24 protein-coding genes are annotated in these 24,824 nt (G+C 64.0%); 14 read left to right on the top strand and 10 right to left on the bottom strand.

The window, feature by feature from the left end:
- Window positions 1-17 precede the first annotated feature (17 nt).
- Complete coding sequence (locus Q352_RS0103385) at window positions 18-458, top strand: DUF4149 domain-containing protein (RefSeq protein ID WP_051528645.1); 441 nt, start codon at window positions 18-20, stop codon at window positions 456-458.
- Window positions 459-551: 93 nt separating this feature from the next.
- Here Q352_RS0103385 and yhbY read toward each other — a convergent pair whose 3' ends face one another.
- Window positions 552-872 carry a ribosome assembly RNA-binding protein YhbY gene (gene yhbY, locus Q352_RS0103380; protein ID WP_028498136.1) on the bottom strand — a complete coding sequence of 107 codons (321 nt, stop codon included), beginning with the start codon at window positions 870-872 and terminating at the stop codon, window positions 552-554.
- A gap of 38 nt (window positions 873-910) precedes the next feature.
- Here yhbY and Q352_RS0103375 point away from each other — a divergent pair, with 38 nt between their 5' ends.
- The 5 genes from Q352_RS0103375 (at window position 911) to hemB (ending at window position 7,021) form a co-directional block, all read left to right on the top strand.
- Window positions 911-1,528 (top strand): RlmE family RNA methyltransferase, encoded by a 618-nt coding sequence (locus tag Q352_RS0103375; protein WP_028498135.1) that lies wholly within the window; start codon window positions 911-913, stop codon window positions 1,526-1,528.
- A gap of 82 nt (window positions 1,529-1,610) precedes the next feature.
- Window positions 1,611-3,518 (top strand): ATP-dependent zinc metalloprotease FtsH, encoded by a 1,908-nt coding sequence (gene ftsH, locus Q352_RS0103370; RefSeq protein WP_028498134.1) that lies wholly within the window; start codon window positions 1,611-1,613, stop codon window positions 3,516-3,518.
- 100 nt (window positions 3,519-3,618) lie between these two features.
- Window positions 3,619-4,452 (top strand): dihydropteroate synthase, encoded by an 834-nt coding sequence (folP, locus tag Q352_RS0103365; protein ID WP_028498133.1) that lies wholly within the window; start codon window positions 3,619-3,621, stop codon window positions 4,450-4,452.
- Between the two features lie 56 nt (window positions 4,453-4,508).
- Window positions 4,509-5,861 (top strand): phosphoglucosamine mutase, encoded by a 1,353-nt coding sequence (gene glmM / locus Q352_RS0103360; RefSeq protein ID WP_028498132.1) that lies wholly within the window; start codon window positions 4,509-4,511, stop codon window positions 5,859-5,861.
- Between the two features lie 149 nt (window positions 5,862-6,010).
- Window positions 6,011-7,021, top strand: coding sequence for a porphobilinogen synthase (gene hemB / locus Q352_RS0103350; protein WP_028498131.1), 1,011 nt, complete (start codon window positions 6,011-6,013; stop codon window positions 7,019-7,021).
- Window positions 7,022-7,111: 90 nt separating this feature from the next.
- Here the strand turns inward: hemB and rpoS are convergent, their stop codons facing one another.
- From rpoS to nadA, 5 genes are all read right to left on the bottom strand, one after another.
- A complete protein-coding gene (gene rpoS, locus Q352_RS0103345) occupies window positions 7,112-8,053 on the bottom strand; it encodes an RNA polymerase sigma factor RpoS (RefSeq protein ID WP_028498130.1) in 942 nt (313 codons plus the stop codon).
- A 51-nt stretch (window positions 8,054-8,104) separates the two neighbouring features.
- Window positions 8,105-9,178 (bottom strand): peptidoglycan DD-metalloendopeptidase family protein, encoded by a 1,074-nt coding sequence (locus Q352_RS0103340; protein ID WP_028498129.1) that lies wholly within the window; start codon window positions 9,176-9,178, stop codon window positions 8,105-8,107.
- 148 nt (window positions 9,179-9,326) lie between these two features.
- Window positions 9,327-10,004, bottom strand: a complete 678-nt coding sequence (locus tag Q352_RS0103335; RefSeq protein WP_028498128.1) for a protein-L-isoaspartate(D-aspartate) O-methyltransferase — start codon at window positions 10,002-10,004, stop codon at window positions 9,327-9,329.
- The gene (surE, locus tag Q352_RS0103330; protein WP_028498127.1) at window positions 9,989-10,732 is read right to left on the bottom strand and encodes a 5'/3'-nucleotidase SurE; all 744 of its coding nucleotides are present in this window, start codon (window positions 10,730-10,732) and stop codon (window positions 9,989-9,991) included. Before surE ends, Q352_RS0103335 begins: the two co-directional genes overlap by 16 nt.
- A 115-nt stretch (window positions 10,733-10,847) precedes the next feature.
- Window positions 10,848-11,771: a quinolinate synthase NadA gene (gene nadA / locus Q352_RS0103325; RefSeq protein WP_028498126.1), complete on the bottom strand. Its 924-nt coding sequence runs from the start codon at window positions 11,769-11,771 to the stop codon at window positions 10,848-10,850.
- A gap of 432 nt (window positions 11,772-12,203) precedes the next feature.
- Between nadA and Q352_RS0103315 the strand changes: the two genes are divergently transcribed.
- From Q352_RS0103315 to Q352_RS0103290, 6 genes are all read left to right on the top strand, one after another.
- Entirely contained in the window at window positions 12,204-14,912 is a 2,709-nt protein-coding gene (locus Q352_RS0103315) for a bifunctional acetate--CoA ligase family protein/GNAT family N-acetyltransferase (protein WP_028498125.1), read from the top strand.
- A gap of 93 nt (window positions 14,913-15,005) precedes the next feature.
- Window positions 15,006-15,251 carry a 30S ribosomal protein S16 gene (rpsP, locus tag Q352_RS0103310; RefSeq protein WP_028498124.1) on the top strand — a complete coding sequence of 82 codons (246 nt, stop codon included), beginning with the start codon at window positions 15,006-15,008 and terminating at the stop codon, window positions 15,249-15,251.
- A gap of 52 nt (window positions 15,252-15,303) precedes the next feature.
- Window positions 15,304-15,810 carry a ribosome maturation factor RimM gene (rimM, locus tag Q352_RS0103305; protein WP_199489712.1) on the top strand — a complete coding sequence of 169 codons (507 nt, stop codon included), beginning with the start codon at window positions 15,304-15,306 and terminating at the stop codon, window positions 15,808-15,810.
- On the top strand, window positions 15,810-16,577 hold the full coding sequence (gene trmD, locus Q352_RS0103300) for a tRNA (guanosine(37)-N1)-methyltransferase TrmD (protein ID WP_028498122.1): 768 nt from the start codon (window positions 15,810-15,812) through the stop codon (window positions 16,575-16,577). Before rimM ends, trmD begins: the two co-directional genes overlap by 1 nt.
- 2 nt (window positions 16,578-16,579) lie before the next feature.
- Window positions 16,580-16,954, top strand: a complete 375-nt coding sequence (rplS, locus tag Q352_RS0103295; RefSeq protein ID WP_028498121.1) for a 50S ribosomal protein L19 — start codon at window positions 16,580-16,582, stop codon at window positions 16,952-16,954.
- A 105-nt stretch (window positions 16,955-17,059) separates the two neighbouring features.
- Complete coding sequence (locus tag Q352_RS0103290) at window positions 17,060-17,539, top strand: methylated-DNA--[protein]-cysteine S-methyltransferase (protein WP_036385189.1); 480 nt, start codon at window positions 17,060-17,062, stop codon at window positions 17,537-17,539.
- Window positions 17,540-17,588: 49 nt separating this feature from the next.
- Here Q352_RS0103290 and clpA read toward each other — a convergent pair whose 3' ends face one another.
- Window positions 17,589-19,898: an ATP-dependent Clp protease ATP-binding subunit ClpA gene (gene clpA, locus Q352_RS0103285; protein ID WP_028498119.1), complete on the bottom strand. Its 2,310-nt coding sequence runs from the start codon at window positions 19,896-19,898 to the stop codon at window positions 17,589-17,591.
- On the bottom strand, window positions 19,895-20,206 hold the full coding sequence (clpS, locus tag Q352_RS0103280) for an ATP-dependent Clp protease adapter ClpS (protein WP_028498118.1): 312 nt from the start codon (window positions 20,204-20,206) through the stop codon (window positions 19,895-19,897). The genes clpA and clpS overlap by 4 nt, the downstream gene beginning before the upstream one ends.
- A gap of 241 nt (window positions 20,207-20,447) precedes the next feature.
- Here clpS and cspE point away from each other — a divergent pair, with 241 nt between their 5' ends.
- Entirely contained in the window at window positions 20,448-20,654 is a 207-nt protein-coding gene (gene cspE, locus Q352_RS0103275; protein WP_028498117.1) for a transcription antiterminator/RNA stability regulator CspE, read from the top strand.
- Between the two features lie 93 nt (window positions 20,655-20,747).
- Here cspE and Q352_RS0103270 read toward each other — a convergent pair whose 3' ends face one another.
- On the bottom strand, window positions 20,748-22,130 hold the full coding sequence (locus Q352_RS0103270; RefSeq protein WP_028498116.1) for an aminotransferase-like domain-containing protein: 1,383 nt from the start codon (window positions 22,128-22,130) through the stop codon (window positions 20,748-20,750).
- Between the two features lie 119 nt (window positions 22,131-22,249).
- On the opposite strand from Q352_RS0103270, the gene Q352_RS0103265 reads away from it, so the two are divergent.
- Entirely contained in the window at window positions 22,250-23,116 is an 867-nt protein-coding gene (locus Q352_RS0103265) for a DMT family transporter (RefSeq protein WP_028498115.1), read from the top strand.
- Window positions 23,117-23,191: 75 nt separating this feature from the next.
- Here the strand turns inward: Q352_RS0103265 and icd are convergent, their stop codons facing one another.
- Window positions 23,192-24,436 carry an NADP-dependent isocitrate dehydrogenase gene (gene icd, locus Q352_RS0103260; RefSeq protein ID WP_028498114.1) on the bottom strand — a complete coding sequence of 415 codons (1,245 nt, stop codon included), beginning with the start codon at window positions 24,434-24,436 and terminating at the stop codon, window positions 23,192-23,194.
- Window positions 24,437-24,824: the final 388 nt, after the last annotated feature.

Here is a 24,824-nt window from a genome sequence, read left to right as displayed (position 1 = left end):
CAAGCGGAGGGATGGCGATGGATGGAACACTGGACTGGCTGCGCCGCGTGGCGCAGACCCTGTGGATCGGCGGCATCTGGGCCATTGGCCTGATCGTGGCGCCGGTGCTGTTCACGCGCCTGGAGCGCGGAGCGGCCGGAGCGATCACCTGGCATGTGCTGGGGGTGATGGGCTGGATCGGCCTGGTCTGCGGCCTGGTGCTGCTGATCGACTGGCTGTGGCGGCAGGGGCTGGCCGGCATGCGTGACGGCGGCTTCTGGCTGATTGTCGGCATGCTTGCCTGCACGCTGGTCAACCATTTCGCCATTGCGCCGATCCTGGTCGGAGTCAAGGCCAGCGCGGCCAGTGCCGCGACCGGCATGTTCGGCGGCGGCTTTGGCACCTGGCAGGCGATTTCCAGCCTGCTGCTGCTGGTGCAGAGCCTGATGGGGCTGCTTTTTGTGACCCGGCACGGCTGAGCTGTCCCGTTTCTAAGCAAATCTAAGCAAAATAAAAGGCGCAGCGGTTAGGCTGCGCCTTCGGATTGCGGCATGGCTCAGGCCGGACGGCAGTCAGCGGCCGCGGGGCTTTTTTGCCGCCGGCAGCACGATGCGCTGTTTGTCCGACGGACGGTAGACCACCAGCAGCTTGCCGATGACCTGGACCGGCGCGGCATCGAGATCGTCACAGATCTGTTCGTAAATGGCGAGACGGGCTTCGCGCTCATCGCCGAGTACGCGGATCTTGATCAGCTCGTGCGCGTCGAGGTTGATGGCGATCTCGCGGACCACGGCGTCGGTCAACCCGTTGTTGCCGATCATCACGACCGGGTTCAGGTTGTGGGCCAGACCCTTGAGATGCTGGCGTTGTTCCGGCGTCAGTTCGATTTTCATATTCTGCAAATTGCGGTTTCAAAAGGTGATTTTACGGTATGGCCCGATCCAAGACCAGTGCGGCCTGGCTACACGAGCATGTCAACGATCACTGGGTCCATCAGGCCCAGAAGGATGGCTACCGTTCGCGTGCCGCCTACAAGCTGCTGGAGATCAATGAAAAGGACAAGCTGCTCAGGCAGGGGATGACCGTGGCCGACCTCGGCAGCGCGCCGGGAAGCTGGTCCCAGGTGGCCGCCCGCATCGTCGGCGATCACGGACGGATCTTTGCGCTGGATATCCTCGAAATGGCGGCGATTCCTGGCGTAGACTTCATCCAGGGCGACTTTCGCGAGGACGAGGTGCTGGCACGCTTCGAAGCGTTGCTGGACGGACGTCCGCTTGATCTTGTGATTTCGGATATCGCCCCCAACATCACGGGGATGAGTGCGACCGACCAGGCCCGCTCCGCGTATCTGTGCGAACTGGCGCTGGAATTTGCCCGGCAGCATCTGAAACCGGATGGTCATTTCCTCGTCAAAGTCTTCCAGGGCAGCGAATTCAATGCTTACCTGGCAGAAATGAGAAGCAGCTTTACCCAGGTTGTGTCCCGCAAGCCAAAAGCGTCGCGGGACCGATCGACAGAAATATACCTATTGGGCAAGGGTTTGCGCTGACAGGCCACTAGCTCATGATTACAATCGAATCATCTTTGCTTTGAAAGCTGGCGTGCGCCCAGTGGCGTAAAGGAGCCTTCACTTGAACAACATCGGCAAGAACATCGCCATCTGGGTGATCATCGGTCTGGTGCTGATGACTGTGTTCAATCAGTTCAGCAAGCGTCAGGACACGCAGAACCTGGTCGAATATTCGCAGTTCATCAGTGACCTGGAGTCGGGGCGCGTGCAGAGCGTGACCATCGAAGGCCATCCGCTGCGCGGACAATGGCTGAAAGGCAAGTTCACCGGCGGCGGCGCGTTCACCACCTACGCGCCGTACGACCCGAAACTGGTCGACGACCTGATCAAGAACAACGTCCGCTTCCAGGCCAAGCCGGATGAGGAACCGTCGATGCTGATGAATATCTTCATCAGCTGGTTCCCGATGCTGCTGCTGATCGGCGTCTGGGTCTTCTTCATGCGCCAGATGCAGGGCGGCGGTCGGGGCGGCGCGTTCAGCTTCGGCAAGAGCCGCGCCAAGATGCTCGACCAGGACACCAACACCATCACCTTCGCCGATGTCGCCGGTTGCGACGAGGCCAAGGAAGAGGTGAAGGAAATTGTCGACTACCTGCGCGACCCGAGTCGCTACCAGAGCCTCGGCGGCCGCGTGCCGCGCGGCATCCTGCTGGCAGGCAGCCCGGGTACCGGCAAGACGCTGCTGGCCAAGGCCATCGCCGGCGAAGCCAAGGTGCCGTTCTTCTCGATCTCGGGTTCCGACTTCGTCGAAATGTTCGTCGGTGTCGGTGCGGCGCGCGTTCGCGACATGTTCGAGAACGCCAAGAAGAATTCGCCGTGCATCATCTTCATCGATGAAATCGACGCGGTCGGTCGCCAGCGTGGCGCCGGCCTCGGCGGTGGCAACGACGAACGCGAACAGACGCTTAACCAGTTGCTGGTGGAGATGGACGGTTTCGACACCAACTCGACCGTCATCGTCATCGCCGCCACCAACCGGCCGGACGTGCTGGACCCGGCGCTGCAACGCCCGGGCCGCTTCGACCGCCAGGTGGTGGTGCCGCTGCCGGACATCCGCGGCCGCGAACAGATCCTGAACGTGCACATGCGCAAGGTGCCGATCGCCAACGACGTGGCGCCGGACATCATTGCCCGCGGCACACCGGGTTTCTCCGGCGCCGACCTGGCCAACCTGGTCAACGAGGCCGCGCTGTTTGCCGCGCGTCGCAACAAGCGACTGGTGGACATGGAAGACTTCGAATCCGCCAAGGACAAGATCATGATGGGCGCCGAGCGCCGCAGCATGGTCATGACCGACGAGGAAAAGAAGAACACCGCGTACCACGAGTCCGGTCACGCCGTGGTGGCCAAGCTGCTGCCGAAGTCCGACCCGGTGCACAAGGTCACCATCATCCCGCGCGGTCGCGCGCTGGGCGTGACCATGCAGCTGCCGGAGCAGGACCGCTTTGCCTACGACCGTGGCTACCTGATGGACCGGATTGCCATCCTGTTCGGGGGCCGGATCGCCGAAGAGCTGTTCATGAACCAGATGACCACCGGCGCCAGCAACGACTTCGAGCGTGCAACGCAGATGGCGCGCGACATGGTGACCCGCTACGGCATGTCCGATGCACTGGGCCCGATGGTCTATGGCGACAACGAGGGTGAAGTGTTCCTCGGCCGCTCGGTGACCACGCACAAGAACATGTCCGAAGACACGATGCGCAAGGTCGACCAGGAAATCCGCCGCATCATCGACGAGCAGTATGCGCTGGCGCGCCGGCTGCTCGACGAGAACCGCGACAAGGTCGAGGCGATGACTGCGGCGCTGCTGGAATGGGAAACCATCGACGCCGAGCAGATCAACGACATCATGGATGGCAAGCCGCCGCGGCCGCCGAAGCCGACCGCCAGTGTCGGCGGCAGCAGCCCGACGCCGCCGGCTGGCCCGACCCCGGCGCCGAGTTCCACGCCGGCACAGGAAATCTAGTCCTGACGGGCTGCCCGGTTTGAGACCGGGTACGAAATTCAGTGGATAATGACGCGACAGCCTGGCTGTCGCGTTTTCATTTAGCCTTCCCCTACTGCCTATGAATACTCTGCACTGCGGCCGCTTCACGCTGTCGCTCGAACGTCCGCTGGTGATGGGCATCGTCAATGTCACACCGGATTCCTTTTCCGACGGCGGTCGCCATGCGCTTCCGGACCAGGCGCTTGACCATGCACTGAAGCTGGTGCGCGACGGCGCCGACATCCTCGACATCGGGGGCGAATCGACCCGGCCGGATGCGGCGCCGGTAACGGTCCAGCAGGAAATGGACCGGGTGCTGCCGCTGCTGGAACGGCTGCGCGACATCGGCGTACCGCTGTCGCTGGATACGCGGCACACGGTAGTGATGCAGGCCGGACTCGCGATCGGTGTCGATCTGATCAACGACGTGGCGGCGCTGGAGGACGACGGCGCCGTGGCGCTGCTGGCCGGCAGCGACGCCGCGGTGTGCCTGATGCACAAGCAGGGCGAGCCGCAGAACATGCAGCACGATCCGTCCTATCAGCGCGACGTGGTCGACGAAGTGCAGGCCTACCTGACTGAACGGGTCGCCGTCTGCATCGCTGCCGGCATCGGCCGCGAGCGGCTGCTGGTCGACCCGGGCTTCGGTTTCGGCAAGACCGTCGACCACAACTATGCGCTGCTGGCACATCTGGACCGCTTTGCGACCATCGCGCCGGTTCTGGCCGGGCTGTCGCGCAAGACCATGCTCGGTGCGGTCACCGGCATTGCCGAGCCCGCGGCACGGGTCAGCGCCAGCGTGGCCGGGGCGCTGATCGCCGCCGGGCGCGGCGCGGCCATTCTGCGCGTGCACGACGTGCGTGAAACCTGCGAAGCACTGGCGGTCTGGCGCGCGACCCGGGCCGCCAGCTAGGTCGTTTCCTTCTTCCCCTTACCCCCCGTGCGGCCAGCCCGCATCCGGAGAAACTCATGGCGCAACGCAAGTATTTCGGTACCGATGGTGTTCGCGGCGAAGTCGGCAAGCACCCGATCAGCCCCGATTTCGTACTCAAGCTCGGCTATGCGGCCGGGCGGGTACTGGTCAAGGCCGACAGCCCGCATCCGACCGTGCTGATCGGCAAGGACACGCGGGTCTCCGGCTATATGCTCGAAGCCGCACTGCAGGCTGGGTTTACGGCGGCCGGGGTCAATGTCCGGCTGACCGGCCCGCTGCCGACGCCGGGCATCGCCTACCTGACCCGGGCCTTGCGCCTGGATGCCGGCGTGGTGATCTCGGCATCGCACAACCCGTATTCGGACAACGGCATCAAGTTCTTCGCCGCTGGTGGCAACAAGCTCGACGATGCGCTGGAAGCCGAAATCGAAGCGCTGATCGATGCACCGATGGACACCAAACCGTCGCGGGAACTGGGCCGCGCCAAGCGCATCGACACGGCTGCCGACCGCTATATCGAATTCTGCAAGAGCACGTTCCCTAACGAGTTCGACCTGCGCGGGCTGCGCATCGTGGTTGACTGCGCGCACGGCGCGACCTATCACATCGCGCCGTCGGTATTCCACGAACTCGGCGCCCAGGTCATCGCCACCGGCGCCGCCCCGAACGGCTTCAATATCAACGACGGCTGCGGTGCGACCCACCCGCGCCATCTGCAGGCCGCCGTGCTGCAGCACGACGCCGATATCGGCGTGGCGCTGGACGGTGACGGCGACCGGCTGATCATGGTCGACAATGCCGGCCGCGTGTATGACGGCGACCAGCTGATCTACGTGATCGCACGGGCGCGGATGCAGCGCGGCGAACTGCAGGGCAGCGGCGTGGTCGGCACGGTGATGACCAACCTCGGCATGGAACTGGCGCTGCAGAACCGCGGCATCGAGTTCGCCCGCTCCAGGGTCGGTGACCGCTATGTGCTGGAAATGCTGAAGGCGCGCGGCTGGCTGCTCGGCGGCGAAGCCAGCGGGCATATCCTGTGCCTGGACAAACACTCGACCGGCGACGGCATCGTGTCGGCGCTGCAGGTGTTCGCCGCGATGAAAACGCTGGATGCGTCGCTGGAGACCATCTGCCGTGACTGGCAGCCGTTCCCGCAGACCATGATCAATGTCCGGGTGCAGAAGGGGACCGACTGGAAGCCGGCGACCGTGGCGCCGATGGCGGCAGCCGAACAGGCGCTGGCCGGACGCGGCCGGGTCGTGCTGCGGCCGAGCGGCACCGAACCGGTCGTCCGGGTGATGGTCGAGGCCGATGATGCCGAGCTGGCCGCCCGCTGGGCGCGCGAGATCGCGAACGCCATCGAAACCGCCGCCCACAGCGCCGCTTAAGGTCCCCGGGCGTATACTTTCGTTGCCATGCGAACCGGATATGACCGTATTCGAAAACACCTGGTTCTGGATCCTGCTCATCGGCGCCAAGCTGGTCCTGACGCTGTGCACGATGATCCGTTTACTGAAAAAAAACTGAGGAAAGCGTAATGACCCCGATCGACCGCCCGTTCCCGGCCTGGCGCGCGCGCCGCATGCGCCGCGACGATTTCTCCCGTCGCCTGATGCGGGAAAACGTGCTGACTGCCAATGACCTGATCTACCCGGTCTTCGTGCTGGATGGCCAGAATCGCGAACAGGCTGTCGAATCGATGCCCGGCGTCAAGCGCCAGAGCCTGGATCTGCTGCTGCGCACGGCAGAAGAGGCGGTGTCGCTCGGCGTACCGGCGCTGGCGCTGTTCCCGGTCATCGAGGACGGCAAGTCGCTGGATGGCGCCGAGGCCTACAACCCGGACGGGCTGGTGCCGCGCGTCGTGCGCGCGCTGAAGCGCGAGTTCCCGCAGCTGGGCATCATCACCGATGGTGCGCTCGACCCGTACACCACCCATGGCCAGGACGGCGTGATCGACGAAAACGGCTACGTGATCAATGACGTGACCACCGAAGTGCTGGTTCGCCAGGCACTGTGCCATGCTGCGGCCGGCGTCGACGTGGTCGCGCCGTCCGACATGATGGACGGCCGCATTGGCGCGATGCGCCAGGCGCTGGAGGCCGAAGGCCATATCCACGTCCGCATCATGAGTTATGCCGCCAAGTACGCTTCGTGTTTCTATGGCCCGTTCCGCGACGCGGTGGGCTCGTCGGCAAACCTGGGACGCGCCGACAAGAAGACCTACCAGATGGACCCGGCCAACAGCGACGAGGCCCTGCAGGAAGTGGCTGCCGATCTGGCCGAAGGTGCCGATATGGTCATGGTCAAGCCGGGCATGCCGTATCTGGATGTCATTCGCCGGGTCAAGGACCAGTTCAGCGTGCCGACGTTCGCCTACCAGGTATCGGGCGAGTACGCGATGCTGCAGGCGGCGATCCTCAACGGCTGGCTCGATCGTGACAAGAGCATCATGGAGAGTCTGCTGGCCTTCAAGCGTGCCGGTGCCGACGGCATCCTGACCTATTACGCGCTGGACGCCGCGCGCCTGATCAAGGCCGGAAATCACTGATCGCCGTGCGGGCGATCAGTGCAGGCTGACACTCCGGAACGCCGCTGGCTGAAGGCCGGCGGCGACCCGGAGTGACGTACGTGGACGCAATCAGAACAGCATGTCCTTGGTCACGCCCTTGCGCCGCAGGATGCGGCGCAGGCTTTCCAGCCCTTCGATCTGGATCTGGCGCACCCGTTCCCGGGTCAGGTTCAGGCTTTCGGCCAGTTCCTCCAGCGTGCAGATCTCGTAGCCGTTCAGCCCGTAGCGGCGCTCGATGACCATGCGCTGCTTGTCGGTCAGCTGCTTCAGCCATGCCCGCACGTAGCGGGTGACCTGATTGCTGTGCAGCTGGACGTCAGGCTCTTCGTGCTGCTCGTCCGGAATCGACTCGCCGATGGTCAGCATCGGGTCGATGTCCAGCGGCGCATCCAGTGATGCCATGCGCTCGTTCAGGCTCATCACCCGGCGCACCTCGTCCGGCGACTTGCCGACCATGTGGGCAATTTCTTCCACGGTCGGCTCGCGGCCGATCTGGCTCTCCAGATGGCGCGAGGCACGCAGGTAGACGTTGAGCTCCTTGATCACATGGACCGGCAGGCGAATGGTTCGCGACTGGTTCATGATCGCGCGCTCGATCGACTGGCGAATCCACCACGTCGCATAGGTCGAGAAGCGGAAGCCCCGCTCGGGGTCGAATTTCTCCAGCGCATGCATCAAACCGATATTGCCTTCCTCGATCAGATCGAGCAGGGCCATGCCGCGGTTGATGTAATGCTTGGCGATATTCACCACCAGGCGCAGGTTGTGCTCGATCATGCGCTGTCGCGCCTCGAAGTCGCCCTGTACCACGCGGCGGGCAAGCGCACGCTCCTGATCCGGCGTCAGTAACGCGTTATTGCCGATGTCGTTGAGGTAGATCTGCGTGACATCGGCGATCTCCTCGTAGGCGGGGGTACTGGCTTCTTCTTCGTCCGCATCGCTGGCTTCTTCTTGTGCTTCCGCGATGTCGTCCAGGTTTTCTTCCAGGCGGTCGGTTTCGTTGCTGTCCATGCGTTTCCCCTCATTTGGCCACGCAGTCCGGAGTCGGTCAGTCTCCAGCTACTAGCGTTTGGCCAGATAGTTTTCGGGGTCTACGGGCTTGCCGTAGCGGCGAATCTCGAAGTGGAGCTTCACCTGGTCGGCGTCCGTATTCCCCATTTCGGCGATCTTCTGCCCTTTCTTCACGGCTTGGCCTTCCTTCACCGACAGCGCGCTGTTGTGCGCGTAGGCGGAGAGGAAGGTCTTGTTGTGCTTGATGATGACGAGCTTGCCATAGCCGCGCAGTCCGCTGCCGCTGTAGACAACCTTGCCGTCGGCCGCCGCGACGATGGTCTGTCCGCTCTTGCCGGTAATATCCAGTCCCTTGCTGGTCGCGTTGTAGCGGCCAGCGATCTTGCCATCGGTCGGCCACAGCCAGCCGCCGGCCACCTGTTCATCGCCTGCTGCCGCTGCCGGGGCGGGCGTCGTGGCTGCCGGCTTGTCGGCCGCCGCCTTGTGTTCTTCCGGCGCCGTTCTGGCCGGCGCACTGGCGACAGCCGCCGTGCCATTGCCGTTCTGGCCTTCACTCAACTGTGCCAGCCGGGTGGCGGCATTGTCGCCATACGGCAGCTTGATCGCCTTCGGGTACTGCCTGGACTCGCCATTGCCGCTGCTGATGGGGGCTGACGACGCGCTGGCGGTCTCTGCCGGCACCTCGGCCGCTGCCGTTGCTGCCTGCGTGTGCGGGGTCGGGCTGGCCTCCTGTTCGGAGGCACGCAATTTCAGTACCTGGCCGACCTTGATGTCGGCCGGATTGCCAATGCCGTTCAGTTCGGCCAGCTCGCGGTAGCCGAGGCCATTGTTCAATGCAATCCGGAACAGGTTGTCACCGGGCTTGACCGTATAGGACTCCGGCGCGTCGGAGGCGTTCGCTGCCGGGGCGGAGATTGTCGACGTGCGGCTGCCGCCGATCGGTGCAATGCGCTCGGCCGGCTTGACCGCGTAGACATCCGAGCTGCTGGCGCCGGTGTCCGGGGCCGGCGCGCTGGTGGTCGCCGCGCGGCCGCCGTACTGGACGACCGGTGCGGCGGGCTGCGTCATCGACGAGCAGGCTGCCAGCAGCGTGACACTGCCGATAATCAATGCAATTCGTTTCAAAATAGGGTGTGCGCCGTGCATAGAATCTTTTGGGCTGATACGTGTAAGGGCGAATTGGGCAAATGTCCAGCACTAAATCGGGATTCAGCAATGGCGGCTTTTCCCGTGCCGGTGCATTCTGCCGGACCGTTCGCGGCGGGTGGGAGGCTCAGGACTTGCCTGGCAGCAGCGGGACGAACTTGACCGCGTCGTAGCGGGTCCGGTTGACCCCGTGTGCGGTCTTGTCGACCACCCACAGATACTGTTCCTGCTCGTTGCCGATCGGCAAGACCATCCGGCCGCCGGGGGCAAGCTGGTTGATCAGTTCCTCGGACAGCGCCGGTGCGGCGGCGGCCATCAGGATGCTGTCGAACGGTGCGGCCTCGATCAGACCGAGCCGGCCATCACTGTGCACCAACCGGGGTGTGACCAGCTTAACGGTGCGCAAGTTCATTCTGGCGCGATCGAGCAGGGCACCAATCCGTTCGACCGAGTAGACCTCGCGGATCAGCCGGGCCAGGACGGCGGTCTGGTAACCGCAGCCGGTACCGATTTCCAGTACCTTTTGCGGCTGGCGGCCGTCGGCAAGCAGCAGCTCGCTCATGCGCGCCACGGTCCATGGCTGGGAAATGGTCTGGCCGTGACCGAGCGGCAGCGACGTGTCGTCGTAGGCGCGCGACGACAGCGCCGGATCGACGAAGACGTGGCGGGGAATCTCGTACATGGCCGCCAGCACGCGTTCGTCACGGATGCCGTTCTCGCGCAGGCGGTCGATCATGCGCCGGCGGGTGCGCTCGGAAGTCATGCCGTAGCCCCCGCCCGGGGCGAGGCTCAGCGGGTCAGCCATTGGGTCAGTCCGGGAAGTTGGCGATGCGAGGTCAGATCGATGGACAGCGGCGTGACCGACACATGGCCGTTCTTCACCGCGTGGAAATCAGTGTCCGGACCGGCATCCTGCGCCGGGCCGACCGCGCCGACCCAGTACACGGTGTCGCCGCGCGGATTCACGCTCCTGACCACCGGCTCGGCATGGTGGCGGCGGCCGAGGCGGGTGATCTTCATGCCCTTCAGCGCCGAATACGGCAGGTCGGGCACATTGACATTCAGCAGCGTCGGCTCGGACAGCGGCTGTTCGATCAGCCGCTCGACCAGATCAAGGGTCACGCGGGCAGCCGTGTCCAGCCAGGCGCCGGGCTTGCTGACCAGCGACACCGCGATCGACGGCACGCCGAGCAGGAAACCTTCGGTCGCCGCGGCGACCGTGCCGGAGTACACGGTATCGTCGCCCATGTTGGCACCGTGGTTGATGCCGGAGATCACCATGTCGGGAATGCTGTCGAGCATGCCGGTGACCGCCAGGTGCACACAGTCGGTCGGCGTGCCGTTGACGAAGTAAAAACCGTTGGGGGCACGCCGCAGGGACAGCGGACGGTCCAGTGTCAGCGAGTTGCTGGCCCCGCTCCTGTCCCGTTCCGGCGCGACCACGGTCACGTCGCCATACGGGCGCAACGCCGCCGCCAGTGCCTCGATACCGGGTGCAAAGTAGCCGTCGTCATTGCTGAGCAGGAATTTCATGCGGAACCTCGAATTGAACTTGTCCGATTGTAACCGTCCCGGCCGGCAAGAGAACCCCCGCTGCAGCTATTGATGGCGCGGGACCGGCCCCGGTTCCGCGCCGCCATGACCTGTATCAGGCGCGGTAGCGCTGCTGGCTGAATTCGAGCATGCGTTCGATCGGCAGACGGGCGGCATCCATCTGTGCCGGCGTCAGGTAATCGATGACCGTGCCTGCGCCCGCCTGCGCGCGGCGCACTGCGTCAACCGTGTTCAGTTTCATGTACGGACAGGAGTTGCACTGACAGCCGGTATAGATCGGCGCCTGGCGCAGGTCCAGATCGGGGCGCGCCTGATGCATGTTGTACAGAATGCCGTCCTCGGTGGCGACGAACAGCACGGCGGACGGGTCGCCGGCGTAATCCCTGACCCAGTTCAGCATGCCGGAGGTCGAGCCGATGTAGTCGGCGCGCTTGAGCACCGGCAGCGGGCTTTCCGGGTGGGCGATCAGGAAGCGGGTGCCCTTGCCGTCGATGGCGGCAAACGCCTCGTCGAGTGCCGCTTCGTTGAACTTGTCGTGCACCTCGCACACCGCACTCCACAGCGGCATGTCGTAGCCGTACTGGAAGTTCAGGTAGGCGCCCATATTGCGGTCCGGCGAGAAAATGACCTTTTTGCCCTGGCTGTACAGGTCGGCAATGATGTCGTCGACGTTGCGGCTGGTGACGATCCAGTCGGACAGCGCCTTGTGCTCGGCCGACGAGTTGATGTACGACACGTGCACGTGGTCCGGGTAGCGCGCGCGCCAGGCCGCCAGGGCACCGACATCGGTCTGGGTGACCAGCGAACAGGTCGAGCCGCTGTCCGGCAGGATCACGGTCGCGCCGGGGTTCAGGATCTTGGCGGTTTCGGCCATGAAGCGGACACCGGCGAACACGATGATGTCGGCTTCGGCGTCACGGGCGTACAGCGACAGCTCCAGGCTGTCGCCGACCTTGTCCGCCATCTGCTGGACTTCGGGCTGGGTGTAATAGTGTGCCAGCGTGACAACGCGGGTCATGGTGCTACTCTCCGGCCGGCGCAGGCGCCGGCAGCTAGTGAATCGAATGCAGAAGTCAGACCGTCTGGCCGGGCGGACGTTCGCCGCCAGCGCCCAGGCACGGCCATCCGGACGGACAAAACCGGAAAACATTATCAAAAAAACCACAGCGCTGCAGCCCATATGCATGAACGGGCGCCGGACAATTGACGGCGCGCAAGCGCTGTCAGGCCATATTGCAGTAATGATGCTCTGGCATGATGTCGCGGCGGCTGGCATTGTGCATGTTCGTCATCCGTCCGGATACCGGGGCCCAGGCCCTGTCCGGACGCGGCGAGTGTTGGACAAACAGGCAGGCCGCCACACTCACGATCCTTTCAATCAGCCGGGCAGGCGCCCGACGCCACTGAAACTGTTGAGCCCCATAACGCAAGTCCGCCTATCAGGATCACCATGAAGCCGCACTACCTCACGCCACTGCTCTCTCCCAAACACATTGCCGTCATCGGGGCCAGCGAAACGCCGGGTTCGGTGGGGCAGGCGGTATTCACAAACCTGATGGCCGGCGGGTTCAAGGGCAAGCTGTATCCGGTCAACCTCAACCACCGCGTGGTCGGCGGCATGGCCGCCGTCAGTTCGGTGCGCTCGATAGAGGGACCGGTCGACCTGGCCGTGGTGACCACGGCGGTGCGCAGCTGGCCGGGCATCATGAAGGACTGTGGCAAGAAAGGCGTCAAGGCGGTGCTGCTGGCCAAGGAGTTTGCCGACGCCGACCCGCTGTCCAGCGAAGTGATGCAGGAGGCGGTGTCGATTGCCCGCCATTACGGCATCCGCGTGCTCGGCCCGAACATGCTCGGTCTGATGCGGCCGGTCATCGGCCTGAACGCCAGCAACTATTCCGGACGTGTCCGCAGCGGCAACCTGGCGCTGGTGTCGCATTCGTCGGCGCTGTGCGCGGCAATGCTCGACTGGGCCGACGCCAAGGGCATCGGCTTTACCAGCGTGATCTCGATGGGCGACAGCGTCGACCTCGACTTCGGTGAAATCCTCGATTATCTGGTGGTGGACCCGCAGACCCAGGGCATCCTGCTGCACGTCCATCACCTGCATGACGCCCGCCGCTTCATGAGCGCGCTGCGCATGGCCGCGCGTACCAAGCCGGTGGTGGTCATCAAGTCGCGGCGCGACGATGCGCCGCTGACCGGCGTCACCCATTCCAGCCATCTGGTCGCCAGCGAGGACGTCTATGACATCGCACTGGAGCGGGCCGGCGTGCTGCGGGTCAACACCATCGCCCAGCTGTTCACCGCCGCGCGGGTGCTGGCGGCCAATTACCGGGTGCAGGGTGGCCGGCTGGCCATCGTGACCAACGGCATCGGGCCGGGGATTCTCGCCGCCGACAGCGCGCGCGCCAATCATGTCGAACTGGCCACGCTGTCCGAGGACACCATCAAGCTGCTGAACGATGTGCTGCCGGTCAACTGGTCGCGGCGCAATCCGGTCGACATCATCGGTGACGCCAGCCCGGCCCGCTACCGCACGGCGGTCAAGGCCTGTCTGGACGACCCCGGCGTCGACGGCGTGCTGACCATCCTGACACCGCAGATCGGTACCGATCACTTTGCCACCGCCCAGCTGATGGTCGGACTGCAGAAAGAAATCCACAAGCCGCTGTTCCTGTGCTGGCTCGGCGACACCAAGGTGGCGGAAAGCCGTGCGCTGTTCGTGCAGAACCGCATCGTGCACTTCCACGCGCCGGAGTTCGCCGTCGAGGTGTTCCGCGCGCTGGCGACCTTCCACCGCAACCAGCAGCTGCTGATGCAGACGCCGGGGCCGCTCGAATACGTGGCACAAGTGCCGACCCACCCGAACCGGGCGCGCAAGATCATCCAGGAAGCGCTGGCCGAAGGCCGCACCGTGCTGTCCGAACAGCAGTCGAAAGCGGTACTGGCCGCATTCAACATCCCGGTCAACGAGGCGCGACTGGCGCACGATTCCGACGAGGCCGTCGCTCATGCGCAGGCACTCGGCTATCCGGTGGTGCTGAAGATCGACTCGCTGGACATCATCTACAAGTCCGATGTCGGTGGCGTGGAGCTGAACCTGCGCACCGAAGCGGCCGTGCGGGCAATGTTCGATGCCATCCTGCAGCGTGCGCGGCTGAACCGGCCGGATGCGGTCATCAACGGCATTCTGGTCCAGCCGATGACCCGCCCGCGCTATGGCCGCGAACTGATGATTGGCGTGACCCACGACGAGTCGTTCGGTCCGGTGGTGACCTTCGGCATGGGTGGCATTGCCGTCGAGGTGCTGGACGACACCAGCCTGGCGCTGCCGCCGCTGAACGACTACCTGGTGCGGCAGATGATTGCGCGCACCCGGGTGTCGAAAATCCTCGGCGCGTTCAAGAACATGCCACCGATCGACATGATGGCGCTGACCCAGGTGCTGCTGCGTGTCTCGGAAATGGTCTGCGAGCTGCCCGAGCTGTACGAAATGGACGTCAATCCGCTGATTGCCGACGAGAACGGCGTGATCGCGCTCGATGCGCGGGTCGTGGTGCGCAAGGCCAAGCGCGCGCGCCGCTACTCGCACATGTCGGTGATGCCGTATCCGAGCGACCGCGTCCACAGCGCCAAGCTCAACGACGGCACCATCGTCACCATCCGCCCGATGCGGCCGGAAGACGCCGAGATGCAGCAGACCTTCGTGCGCGGGCTGTCGGAGGAGAGCCGCTACAACCGCTACATGTCGAGCATCAAGCAGCTGTCGCAGCAGCTGCTGGTCCGCTTCACCCAGCTCGACTACGACCGCGAGCTGGCCTTCGTCATGATGCGTGAAGTCGAGGGGCGCGAAGTCGAGCAACTGGCGGTATCGCGCTACTTTACCGAGTCGGACAACGAGACTTGCGAGTTCGCGCTGGTGGTTGGCGATGCATGGCAGGGGCGCGGGATCGGGCCGATCATGATGCAGGCGATTTTCTCCGCGGCGCACGAGCAGGGCCTCAAGAGCATGTATGGCGAAGTGCTTGCCAGCAACAAGGGCATGCTGAAGCTGATGCACAAGCTGGGCTTCAAGATCGAGCCGCATCCCGAGGATCGTGCCCTGACCCTGTGCACGGTCCAGCTGGACGAGGCCAGCAAGGCCAAAGCCACCGCTTGACGACACGTACGTCTTCTGCTTGCCTCTGAGCGGAAAAACCCAGTAAAATCCGCTGTTTCACGTTCACCCGGTTTTTTAGAAAGAGGCAACTCAATGGTTGTGATTCGTCTTGCCCGTGGCGGTGCCAAAGACCGTCCGTTTTACAATGTGGTCGTTACCGACTCGCGTAATCGCCGCGACGGCCGTTTCATCGAGCGCGTGGGTTTCTACAACCCGGTCGCGACCGAAGGCACCGAACGCGTGCGTCTGAACCTGGACCGTCTGAACCACTGGACCAGCGTCGGCGCCCAAGTGAGCGATGCTGTCGCCAAGCTGCTCCAGCAACAAAAGGCTGCCTGATTCAGGCAACCTGATTTCGAATTGAATTGAATTGCAGCAAGGTTCGGCATTAGTGGATACACAAGATCTGGTCGTCATGGGGTATGTCTCCGGCGTTTTCGGCATTCGCGGCTGGTTGCGCGTGCATGCCGACACCGAGTTCGATGACAGCCTGTTCGACTACCCGGTCTGGTGGCTGGGACGTAACGGCGAGTGGCGCGAATACCGCCTCGAGGAAGGCGCAGCCCAGAACAAGGGCATTACCGCCAAGCTCGAAGGCGTTGACGACCGCGATGTGGCCTTTGGCCTGCGCGGCTGTCAGGTGGCCGTGCCGCGGGCGCAGTTGCCCGCACCCGCCGACGGCGAATACTACTGGAACGACCTGGTCGGTCTGGCGGTGTTCAACCGGGCAGGCGAGTCGCTCGGGCAGGTCGAAAGCCTGTTCGAGACCGGCGCGTCCGCCGTCATCGTCGTCCGCGACACCGATACCAAGCACCTGATTCCGTTTGTCGGCGTCTATGTTCTTGATGTCGACCTGCCGGGCAAGCGCCTGACAGTGGACTGGGAACGCGACTACTGATGCAGATCGATGTCGTCACGCTGTTTCCGCCGATGTTCGACGCGGTGACGCAGCACGGTGTGACGCGACGGGCAGTCGAGCAGGGCATCTGGGGCTTTCAGGCCTGGAACCCGCGCGACTACGCCACCGACAATTACAAGACGGTCGATGACCGTCCGTATGGCGGTGGGCCCGGCATGGTCATGCTGGTGGACCCGCTGGCGCAGGCGCTCGATGCCGCGCGGCGGCGACAGCAGGCATTGGGGGTCGAGCGGCCCAGGGTCATCTACCTGTCTCCGCAAGGCCGGCCGCTGACGGATGCCAGAGTGTGCGAACTGGCGGCGACGCCGGGTATCGTGCTGCTGTGCGGTCGCTACGAAGGTGTGGACGAGCGCTTGATTCAACGCGAAATCGACGAGGAAATCTCGATCGGCGATTACGTACTGTCCGGCGGGGAACTCCCCGCCATGGTGCTGATCGATTCGATCGTGCGCAGATTGCCCGGCGTGCTGAACGACGCGCAATCCGCCGAGCAGGACTCGTTCGCGACCGGACTGCTCGATTGTCCGCACTACACGCGGCCCGAGGAATACGACGGCCAGCGCGTACCGGATGTGTTGCTTTCGGGCAACCATGCCGAAATCGCCAAATGGCGACTGAAAATGTCGCTGGGGCGGACCCTCGAAAGACGGCCCGACCTGATGGCGAACAAGCAGCTCAGTAAACAGGAGGCTCGGCTGCTGGCTCAGTACCAGCAGGAACAAGCCCCGGAAAACAACAGGAGTTAACCATGAATCTGATTCAGCAACTCGAGCAGGAAGAAATCGCCCGCCTCGACAAAACCATTCCCGCCTTCGGCCCGGGTGACACCGTTGTGGTGCAAGTGAAGGTCAAGGAAGGCAACCGCGAACGTCTGCAAGCGTTCGAGGGTGTGGTCATCGCCAAGCGCAATCGCGGTCTGAACAGCGCGTTCACCGTGCGCAAGATCTCGTCGGGCGAAGGCGTGGAACGTACGTTCCAGACCTACTCGCCGCTGGTCGTCGCCGTTGACGTCAAGCGTCGCGGTGATGTCCGTCGTGCAAAGCTGTACTACCTGCGCGAACGTTCGGGCAAGTCGGCTCGCATCAAGGAAAAGCTGACCAAGCGCGTGCAACCGGCGGCGTAATGCCGGCGCCGTCGATCCGTCGATGGCGATGCAGCGAACAAAAAGCGCGAACTCAGTTCGCGCTTTTTGTTTGTCCAGACCATGCACAGCAAGAAGGAGGCCTGCATGTACAGCGCCGTGATACCCGCTCCCTGGGGCGGCCGGCTCGGCATCCGTGACGATGGCGCCGTGCTGACCGGGCTCGATTTCCTGCCGGCGCCGACCGCCGTGCAGCCGCCACGGGGCGAACTGGCCATCCAGGTCTGCCATGAGCTGGAACACTACTTCAGCGACCCGTCAGCAACGTTCAGCGTTCCGCAACGGCGCGGTGGCACGCCGTTCCAGCAGCGGGTATGGGCGGCGCTGGTGGCCATTCCGGCTGGCCGCGTGCTGCGCTACGGCGAGCTGGCGGTGCAGCTGGGGTCGAGTGCGCGGGCGGTCGGCCAGGCGTGCGGCAGCAACCCGCTGCCGCTGCTGGTGCCCTGTCATCGCGTGCTGGCCGCGCGCGGGCTCGGCGGCTTCGATCATCGCCAGGACGGCGAGCGGCTCGACATCAAGTTGTGGCTGCTTGGCCATGAAGGCTATCTGCTGCCACTGGTGTCGTGAACGAAAACGCCCGGCTTGCCGGGCGTTTTCTGTTGCACTGCAGGATCGATCAGATTGCTGCCGCCGGGGCCGGTTGCGGTTTTTTCGTTTCCGGTTCGTCGAACAGCAGCACCACGCCGCCCTCCTGGTCGAGATCGACGGTGACGCTGCCGCCGTCGGCCAGGCGACCGAACAGCAGCTCGTCGGCCAGCACCTTGCGGATGGTGTCCTGGATCAGGCGCGCCATCGGCCGCGCGCCCATCAGCGGATCGAAGCCCTTGCTGGCCAGATGCTTCTTCAGCGGCTCGGTGAAGTGAACTTCCACCTTCTTCTCCGCCAGTTGCGCTTCGAGCTGGATCAGGAACTTGTCCACCACCTGCAGGATGATGTCCTCGTTCAGCGTCTTGAACGAAATGATCGCATCCAGCCGGTTGCGGAACTCCGGCGTGAACAGGCGCTTGATATCGGCCATTTCGTCACCGGCCGCCTTGGTCGACGTGAAGCCGATGCTGCCCTTGCTCAGGTTTTCCGCGCCGGCATTGGTGGTCAGGATGATGATCACGTTGCGGAAATCGGCCTTGCGCCCGTTGTTGTCGGTCAGCGTGCCGTGGTCCATCACCTGCAGCAGCACGTTGAAGATGTCCGGGTGCGCCTTTTCGATTTCGTCCAGCAGCAGCACCGAGTACGGGTGCTTGCTGATGGCCTCGGTCATCAGGCCGCCCTGCTCGAAGCCGACATAGCCCGGCGGGGCGCCAATCAGTCGGCTGACTGCATGGCGCTCCATGTATTCGGACATGTCGAAGCGGATCAGCTCGATGCCCAGTGTGTAGGCAAGCTGACGCGCGACCTCGGTCTTGCCGACACCGGTCGGGCCGCTGAACAGGAACGAACCGATCGGCTTTTGCGGGTTGCCGAGTCCGGAGCGCGACATCTTGATGGCCGCAGCCAGCGCATCGATGGCCTGGTCCTGACCGAACACGACGTTCTTCAGGTCGCGGTCGAGGGTCCGCAGGGCATTGCGGTCGTCGTTCGAGACCGTCTTGGCCGGGATGCGGGCGATCTTGGAGATGATTTCCTCGATCTCGTGCTTGGAAATCACCTTTTTCTGCCGGGATTTCGGCAGGATCTTCTGCGCAGCGCCGGCCTCGTCGATCACGTCGATCGCCTTGTCGGGCAGGTGGCGGTCGGTGATGTAGCGCGCCGCCAGCTCCGCCGCCGACGTCAGGGCCGCCACGGTGTACTTGACGCCGTGGTGCGACTCGAAGCGTGACTTCAGCCCCTTGAGGATCTGGATGGTCTGCTCGACCGTCGGCTCGACCACGTCGATTTTCTGGAAGCGGCGCGAGAGCGCATTGTCCTTCTCGAAGATGCCGCGATACTCGGTGTAGGTCGTGGCGCCGATGCAACGCATGCTGCCGTTCGACAGCGCCGGCTTCAGCAGATTGGATGCATCGAGCGTGCCGCCGGAGGCCGCACCGGCGCCGATCAGCGTATGGATTTCGTCGATGAACAGGATCGCGTGCGGGTCGTCCGCCAGTTGCTTGATCACTGCCTTCAGCCGCTGCTCGAAGTCGCCGCGGTACTTGGTGCCGGCCAGCAGCGCGCCCATGTCCAGCGAGTACACCGTGGCCTGCGACAGCACGTCCGGCACTTCGCCCCTGACGATGCGGCGTGCCAGCCCCTCGGCGATGGCGGTCTTGCCGACACCGGCCTCGCCGACCAGCAGCGGGTTGTTCTTGCGCCGGCGGCACAGGATCTGGATCACGCGCTCAAGCTCGTGGTCGCGGCCGATCAGCGGGTCGACCTTGCCGGCCTGGGCCAGCTGGTTCAGGTTCTGGGTGTAGTTCTCCAGCGCGCCGCCGGCTGCGGTCGCTTCGGCTTCCTGCTCGGCTTCGCCCTCGGGGGCAGGCGCGGCGGCGCCGCGTGCCGGCGTGGCGTCGCTGCTCTTGTTCTTGGTGATGCCGTGCGAGATGTAGTTGACCACGTCGAGACGGCTGATGTTCTGCTGGTGCAGGAAATACACCGCGTGCGAGTCCTTCTCGCCAAAGATGGCGACCAGGATGTTCGCGCCGGTCACTTCCTTCTTGCCGGAACTCTGGACATGCAGGATGGCGCGCTGGATCACGCGCTGGAAGCCCAGCGTGGGCTGGGTTTCGACGTCCTCGGTACCGGGCACGGTCGGGGTGTGCTGGTCGATGAACTCGGCCAGCTGCCGACGCAACTGGTCGATGTTCGCATTGCATGCGCGCAACACTTCCGCGGCCGACGGGTTGTCGAGCATGGCGAGCAGCAGGTGCTCGACGCTGATCAGCTCGTGCCGTTTCTGGCGCGCCTCCATGAACGCCATGTGGAGGCTGACTTCGAGTTCTTGGGCGATCATTGGTTTTCCTCCATCACGCACTGTAGCGGGTGCTGGTGCACCTTGGCGTATTCCGTTACCTGGACCACTTTGGTACTGGCGACATCCTTGCTGTAGACGCCGCACACACCGCGACCTTCTGTATGCACTTTGAGCATGACTTGGGTCGCATGTTCCCGGTCCATATGAAAAAAGCGCTCCAGTACGATTATCACGAAATCCATTGGCGTGAAATCGTCGTTGAGCAAAACCACTTTGTACATGGGCGGAGGCGCAAGGCGGGTCCGCTCGGGAGCCAGCTCTGTGCCGGGTTGGTGCTGGTTAGGCATACGACGGACTTTCTCACAGCACTATGCTTTCAATTTTGTCCCGCCGGGGACCTTTTTCAAGCGCTGATGAAGTTATGCAATATGGCTTGACGGTAACATCGTACTCGCGTAGAAAGTTTAGCGGTGGTCGATGAAGCGATCGGCTTGACGCCGTGCAACGCCGTCATGTCTGGCTTCGAATGACACACGTAAATGGGTGCGTCACCCGGTTAGGCAACATATAAGCAAGGAAACGTTTCAGATGGCAACTGGTACCGTAAAGTGGTTCAACGACGCCAAGGGTTTCGGTTTCATTACGCCGGATGACGGTGGGGAAGATCTGTTCGCCCACTTCTCGGCCATCAACATGAACGGGTTCAAGACCCTGAAGGAAGGCCAGCGCGTCTCCTTCGAGGTCAACCAGGGTCCGAAGGGCAAGCAGGCCAGCAATATCCAGGCCGCTTCCTGAGTCGTTGGTGAATGTAGAAAGCCCTGCGTCGCTGCAGGGCTTTTTTGTTGCCCTGCGCCCGGAGCCGGCCACCGTGAGCGCACGCGCAGCCCGCTATCCGCGCAGTGCCCGTGCCAGTACCTCGAAGACCCGGCCATCCATCGACTGTGCCACATTGAAGCGCAGGTAGCGACCGGCATCCGGCGAGTGACTGAATGCGTTGCCCGGTGCCAGCACCATCTGCTCCTGCAGGCAGGCACGGGCCACGGCGGGCGCCTCGGCGCCGGCCGGCAGCCGGCACCAGAGGAACATGCCGGACCGGGGAACGTGCCAGGGCGTGATGCCGAGCGCTTCGAGCCGTGGAAGGGTCTGGTCCATGGCTTCCGCCAGCCGCAGCCGCACCGTGTCCATGTGCTTGCGGTAGCCGCTGTCGGTCAGCGCCGCCAGCAGGATGTTGGCGGCCAGCCGCCCGCCACTGAAGCTGGTGGCGATCCTGAGGTCGGTCAGGCCGTCGATCCAGTCTGCCCGTGCCGCAATGTAGCCGCAGCGCAACGAAGCCGAGATGGTCTTGGAGAAGCTGCCGATATGGATTACGCGGCCGAGCCCGTCGAAGGCCGCCAGTCTCGGTGCCGGGCTGGTTTCGAGATCGGCAAAGATGTCATCCTCGACGATCACCAGGTCCGAATGGTCGGCCAGCTTCAGCAGCCGGTGCGCCGTGACTGCCGTGAGCGTGGCGCCGGTAGGGTTGTGGATGCCGGAGTTGGTGATGTAGAGCCGGGGCGAGTGCGCCTGCAGGGCGGCGCCGAAGGCCTCGACATCCGGCCCGGCCGGCGTGTACGGCACGCCGACGACCTTGACCCGGTGCGCTTTCAGCAAGGCGCGGAAATTGAAGTAGCAGGGGTCGTCGACCAGTACGGTGTCGCCCGGTTCCAGCAGAAAGCGGCAGATCAGGTCGATGGCATGGGTCCCGGATTCGGTCAGCATGATCTGCTCGGCGGGGACGTCGATGCCGGTGGCGGCCAGCCGCCGGGCGAGGAACAGGCGCAGCGCCGGCAGGCCGGGCGGCGTGGCATATTCCGCAAGCTCCACCGTGTCGGCGCGCGCCATGGCCCGCAGCGCGCGGCGCATTCCCGCTTCGTACATCCACGAGGCGGGAAGCCAGCCGCAGCCGGGCTTCAGTATGCCGGCATCCGTTTCAAGCGATTGCCGCGAAATCCACAGCGGATCGACATCCCTGTCCTGTCTGGGTTCGATCTCCGCCAGCGCCAGCGGGGCCGCCGGCCCGGTGACATAGAATCCCGAGCCCGGCCGCGGGCAGATGATGCCTTCGGCCGCAAGGCGCTCATAGGCTTCGACGACGGTCGAGACCGAAAGCTGCATGGCCTTTGCCTGCGCCCGGACGGAAGGCAACCGCATTCCCGGCAGGTAGGTGCGGGAGGCGATGCCGGTCCGGATCGCGTGCATGACGACATCGATCCGGGTGCTGTGTGGCGTCATTTCATTCCTGACTGTATTGCTTGCTGCGGGATAACAGTTCTTTTGAATTGTACTGGATTGTATCTGGGTAAGCCGGCAGCCCCATGCTCTACTTGAGCCCAATCTCAAAGGGGCGGGCTGTGGACAAGACGACGAGTGGCTGGATAAACGGGTTTATCGGGGTGGTGATTTTTGCCGGCTCATTGCCGGCGACGCGGGTCGCGGTCAGGGATCTCGATCCGGTGTTCCTGACCTGTGCCCGGGCGAGCATCGCCGCCCTGCTCGGGCTGGCGCTGCTGCTGGTCCTGCGGCAGCGTCGCCCGGCGGCAGGCGATGTGCCCTCGCTGGTGCTGGTGGCGCTGGGCTGCGTGGTCGGCTTTCCGCTGCTGACCGCGCTGGCGCTGCAGCACGTGACGTCCGCGCACTCGATGGTCTTCGTGGGGCTGCTGCCACTGTGCACGGCGATCTTTGGCGTGCTGCGCGGTGGCGAGCGTCCCCGGCCGGCCTTCTGGCTGTTCTCGATGCTCGGCAGTGCCTTTGTCATCGGCTATGCGCTGCTGGGCCGCATTGCGGCATCGCTGCCGGGCGACATGCTGATGCTGGCGGCGATTGGGGTGTGCGGTCTGGGCTATGCCGAGGGTGCGCGGCTCTCGCGCCGGCTCGGGGGCTGGCAGGTCATCAGCTGGGCGCTGGTCCTGTCGCTGCCGGTCATGCTGCCGATGACCGCGTGGACGCTGCCGGCATCGCTGGACGCGGTTGGCGTGCCGGCCTGGCTCGGGCTCGGCTACGTTGCCCTGTTCAGCATGCTGATCGGTTTCGTGTTCTGGTATCGCGGTCTGGCGCAGGGCGGCATTGCGGCGGTCGGCCAGTTGCAGTTGCTGCAGCCGTTCTTCGGTCTCGCGCTGGCCGCGCTGCTGCTGCACGAGGCAGTCAGCTGGGCGATGCTGATGGTGACGCTCGGTGCCGTGGCCTGCGTGATGGGCGCGCGAAAGTTCGCAGCGGCCTGACAGGGGCCCGGACAGACGCGCCCTCATGAGAGGGCGCGTCTGTCCGGGCCGGCCGGCAGTTGCCGGCCGTCGGTATTACATGCGGGCGATCATCGCGTCGCCGAAGGCCGAGCAAGACACTTCCTGCGCGCCTTCCATCTGGCGGGCGAAGTCATAGGTCACGACCTTGTCGCCAATGGCGGCTTCCATCGACTTGATGATCAGGTCGGCGGCTTCGGTCCAGCCCATGTGGCGCAGCATCATTTCGGCCGACAGGATCAGCGAACCCGGGTTCACCTTGTCCTGGCCGGCGTACTTCGGTGCCGTACCGTGGGTGGCTTCGAACATGGCCACGGCGTCGGACAGGTTGGCGCCCGGGGCGATGCCGATGCCGCCAACCTGTGCGGCCAGCGCGTCGGACACGTAGTCGCCGTTCAGGTTCAGCGTGGCGATCACGCTGTATTCGGCCGGACGCAGCAGGATCTGTTGCAGGAACGCATCAGCGATCGCGTCCTTGACGATGATGTCGCCACCGGTCTTCGGGTTCTTGAACGAGCACCACGGGCCGCCGTCGATCGGCTTGGCGCCGAATTCCTTTTGTGCCAGTGCGTAGGCCCAGTCACGGAAGCCACCTTCGGTGTACTTCATGATGTTGCCCTTGTGCACGATGGTCACCGACGGCTTGCCGTTGTCGATCGCGTACTGGATGGCCTTGCGCACCAGGCGCTCGGTGCCCTGACGCGACACCGGCTTGATGCCGATGCCCGAAGTTTCCGGGAAACGGATCTTCTTCACGCCCATTTCGTTCTGCAGGAAGGCGATGATCTTCTTCGCGCTGTCGCTTTCGGCTTCCCACTCGATGCCGGCGTAGATGTCTTCGGTGTTCTCACGGAAGATCACCATGTCGGTCAGGTCCGGGCGCTTCAGCGGCGAGGGCACGCCGGTGAAGTAGCGCACCGGGCGCAGGCAGGTGTACAGGTCGAGTTCCTGGCGCAGCGCCACGTTCAGCGAGCGGATGCCGCCGCCAACCGGCGTGGTCATCGGGCCCTTGATCGAGATCACGTAGTCACGCAGGGCGGCCATGGTCTCTTCCGGCAGCCAGACGTCGCCGCCATAGACGCGGGTCGACTTCTCGCCGGCGTAGATTTCCATCCAGTGGATCTGCTTCTGGCCGGCATAGGCCTTCTTCACTGCGGCGTCGACGACCTTCTTCATCACCGGGGTGATGTCGATGCCGATGCCGTCACCCTCGATGAACGGGATGATCGGGTTGTTCGGGATCGCTTGACCCGCGATGATTTTCTGACCGCCTTGTGGCACCTGAATGTGGGACGTGCTCATGCCTGCTCCATCTTTTGTTGAACGGTTATGACAAGTGACCCCGCCGCAGGGGAGGGCTTCGGCGGGACGGACGGAATGCCAGAGAAGGAGAAATGGCAGGCGCGGGCCGGATACGGAAGGAAACGGGCGAGCGCCGCAGTCGGTTTTTTACATCTTTTCGTTATTTTCGGCTTCTCTTCGTCGAGCATCATTATCCGAAAAAAAGCGAGCGGTTGCTAGAGGCGCGCCCGTGCTTTGTCTGTATCCGAAAAGCCGGGCGTCAACCGGCGAAAAACAGCGGTGTTGCGATGCAATATCGCGCCATGTTGACGGCTTGCCGCTGTCCGACAAATGCCCGACCATGCAGGAAAACACCGGCATGACGGCGGCGTTCCGGCCCATGACACGG

Origin of the sequence: Microvirgula aerodenitrificans DSM 15089 (assembly GCF_000620105.1) — a bacterium.
Taxonomy (GTDB): domain Bacteria; phylum Pseudomonadota; class Gammaproteobacteria; order Burkholderiales; family Aquaspirillaceae; genus Microvirgula; species Microvirgula aerodenitrificans.
This window is presented reverse-complemented; position numbering and strand designations above follow the sequence as displayed.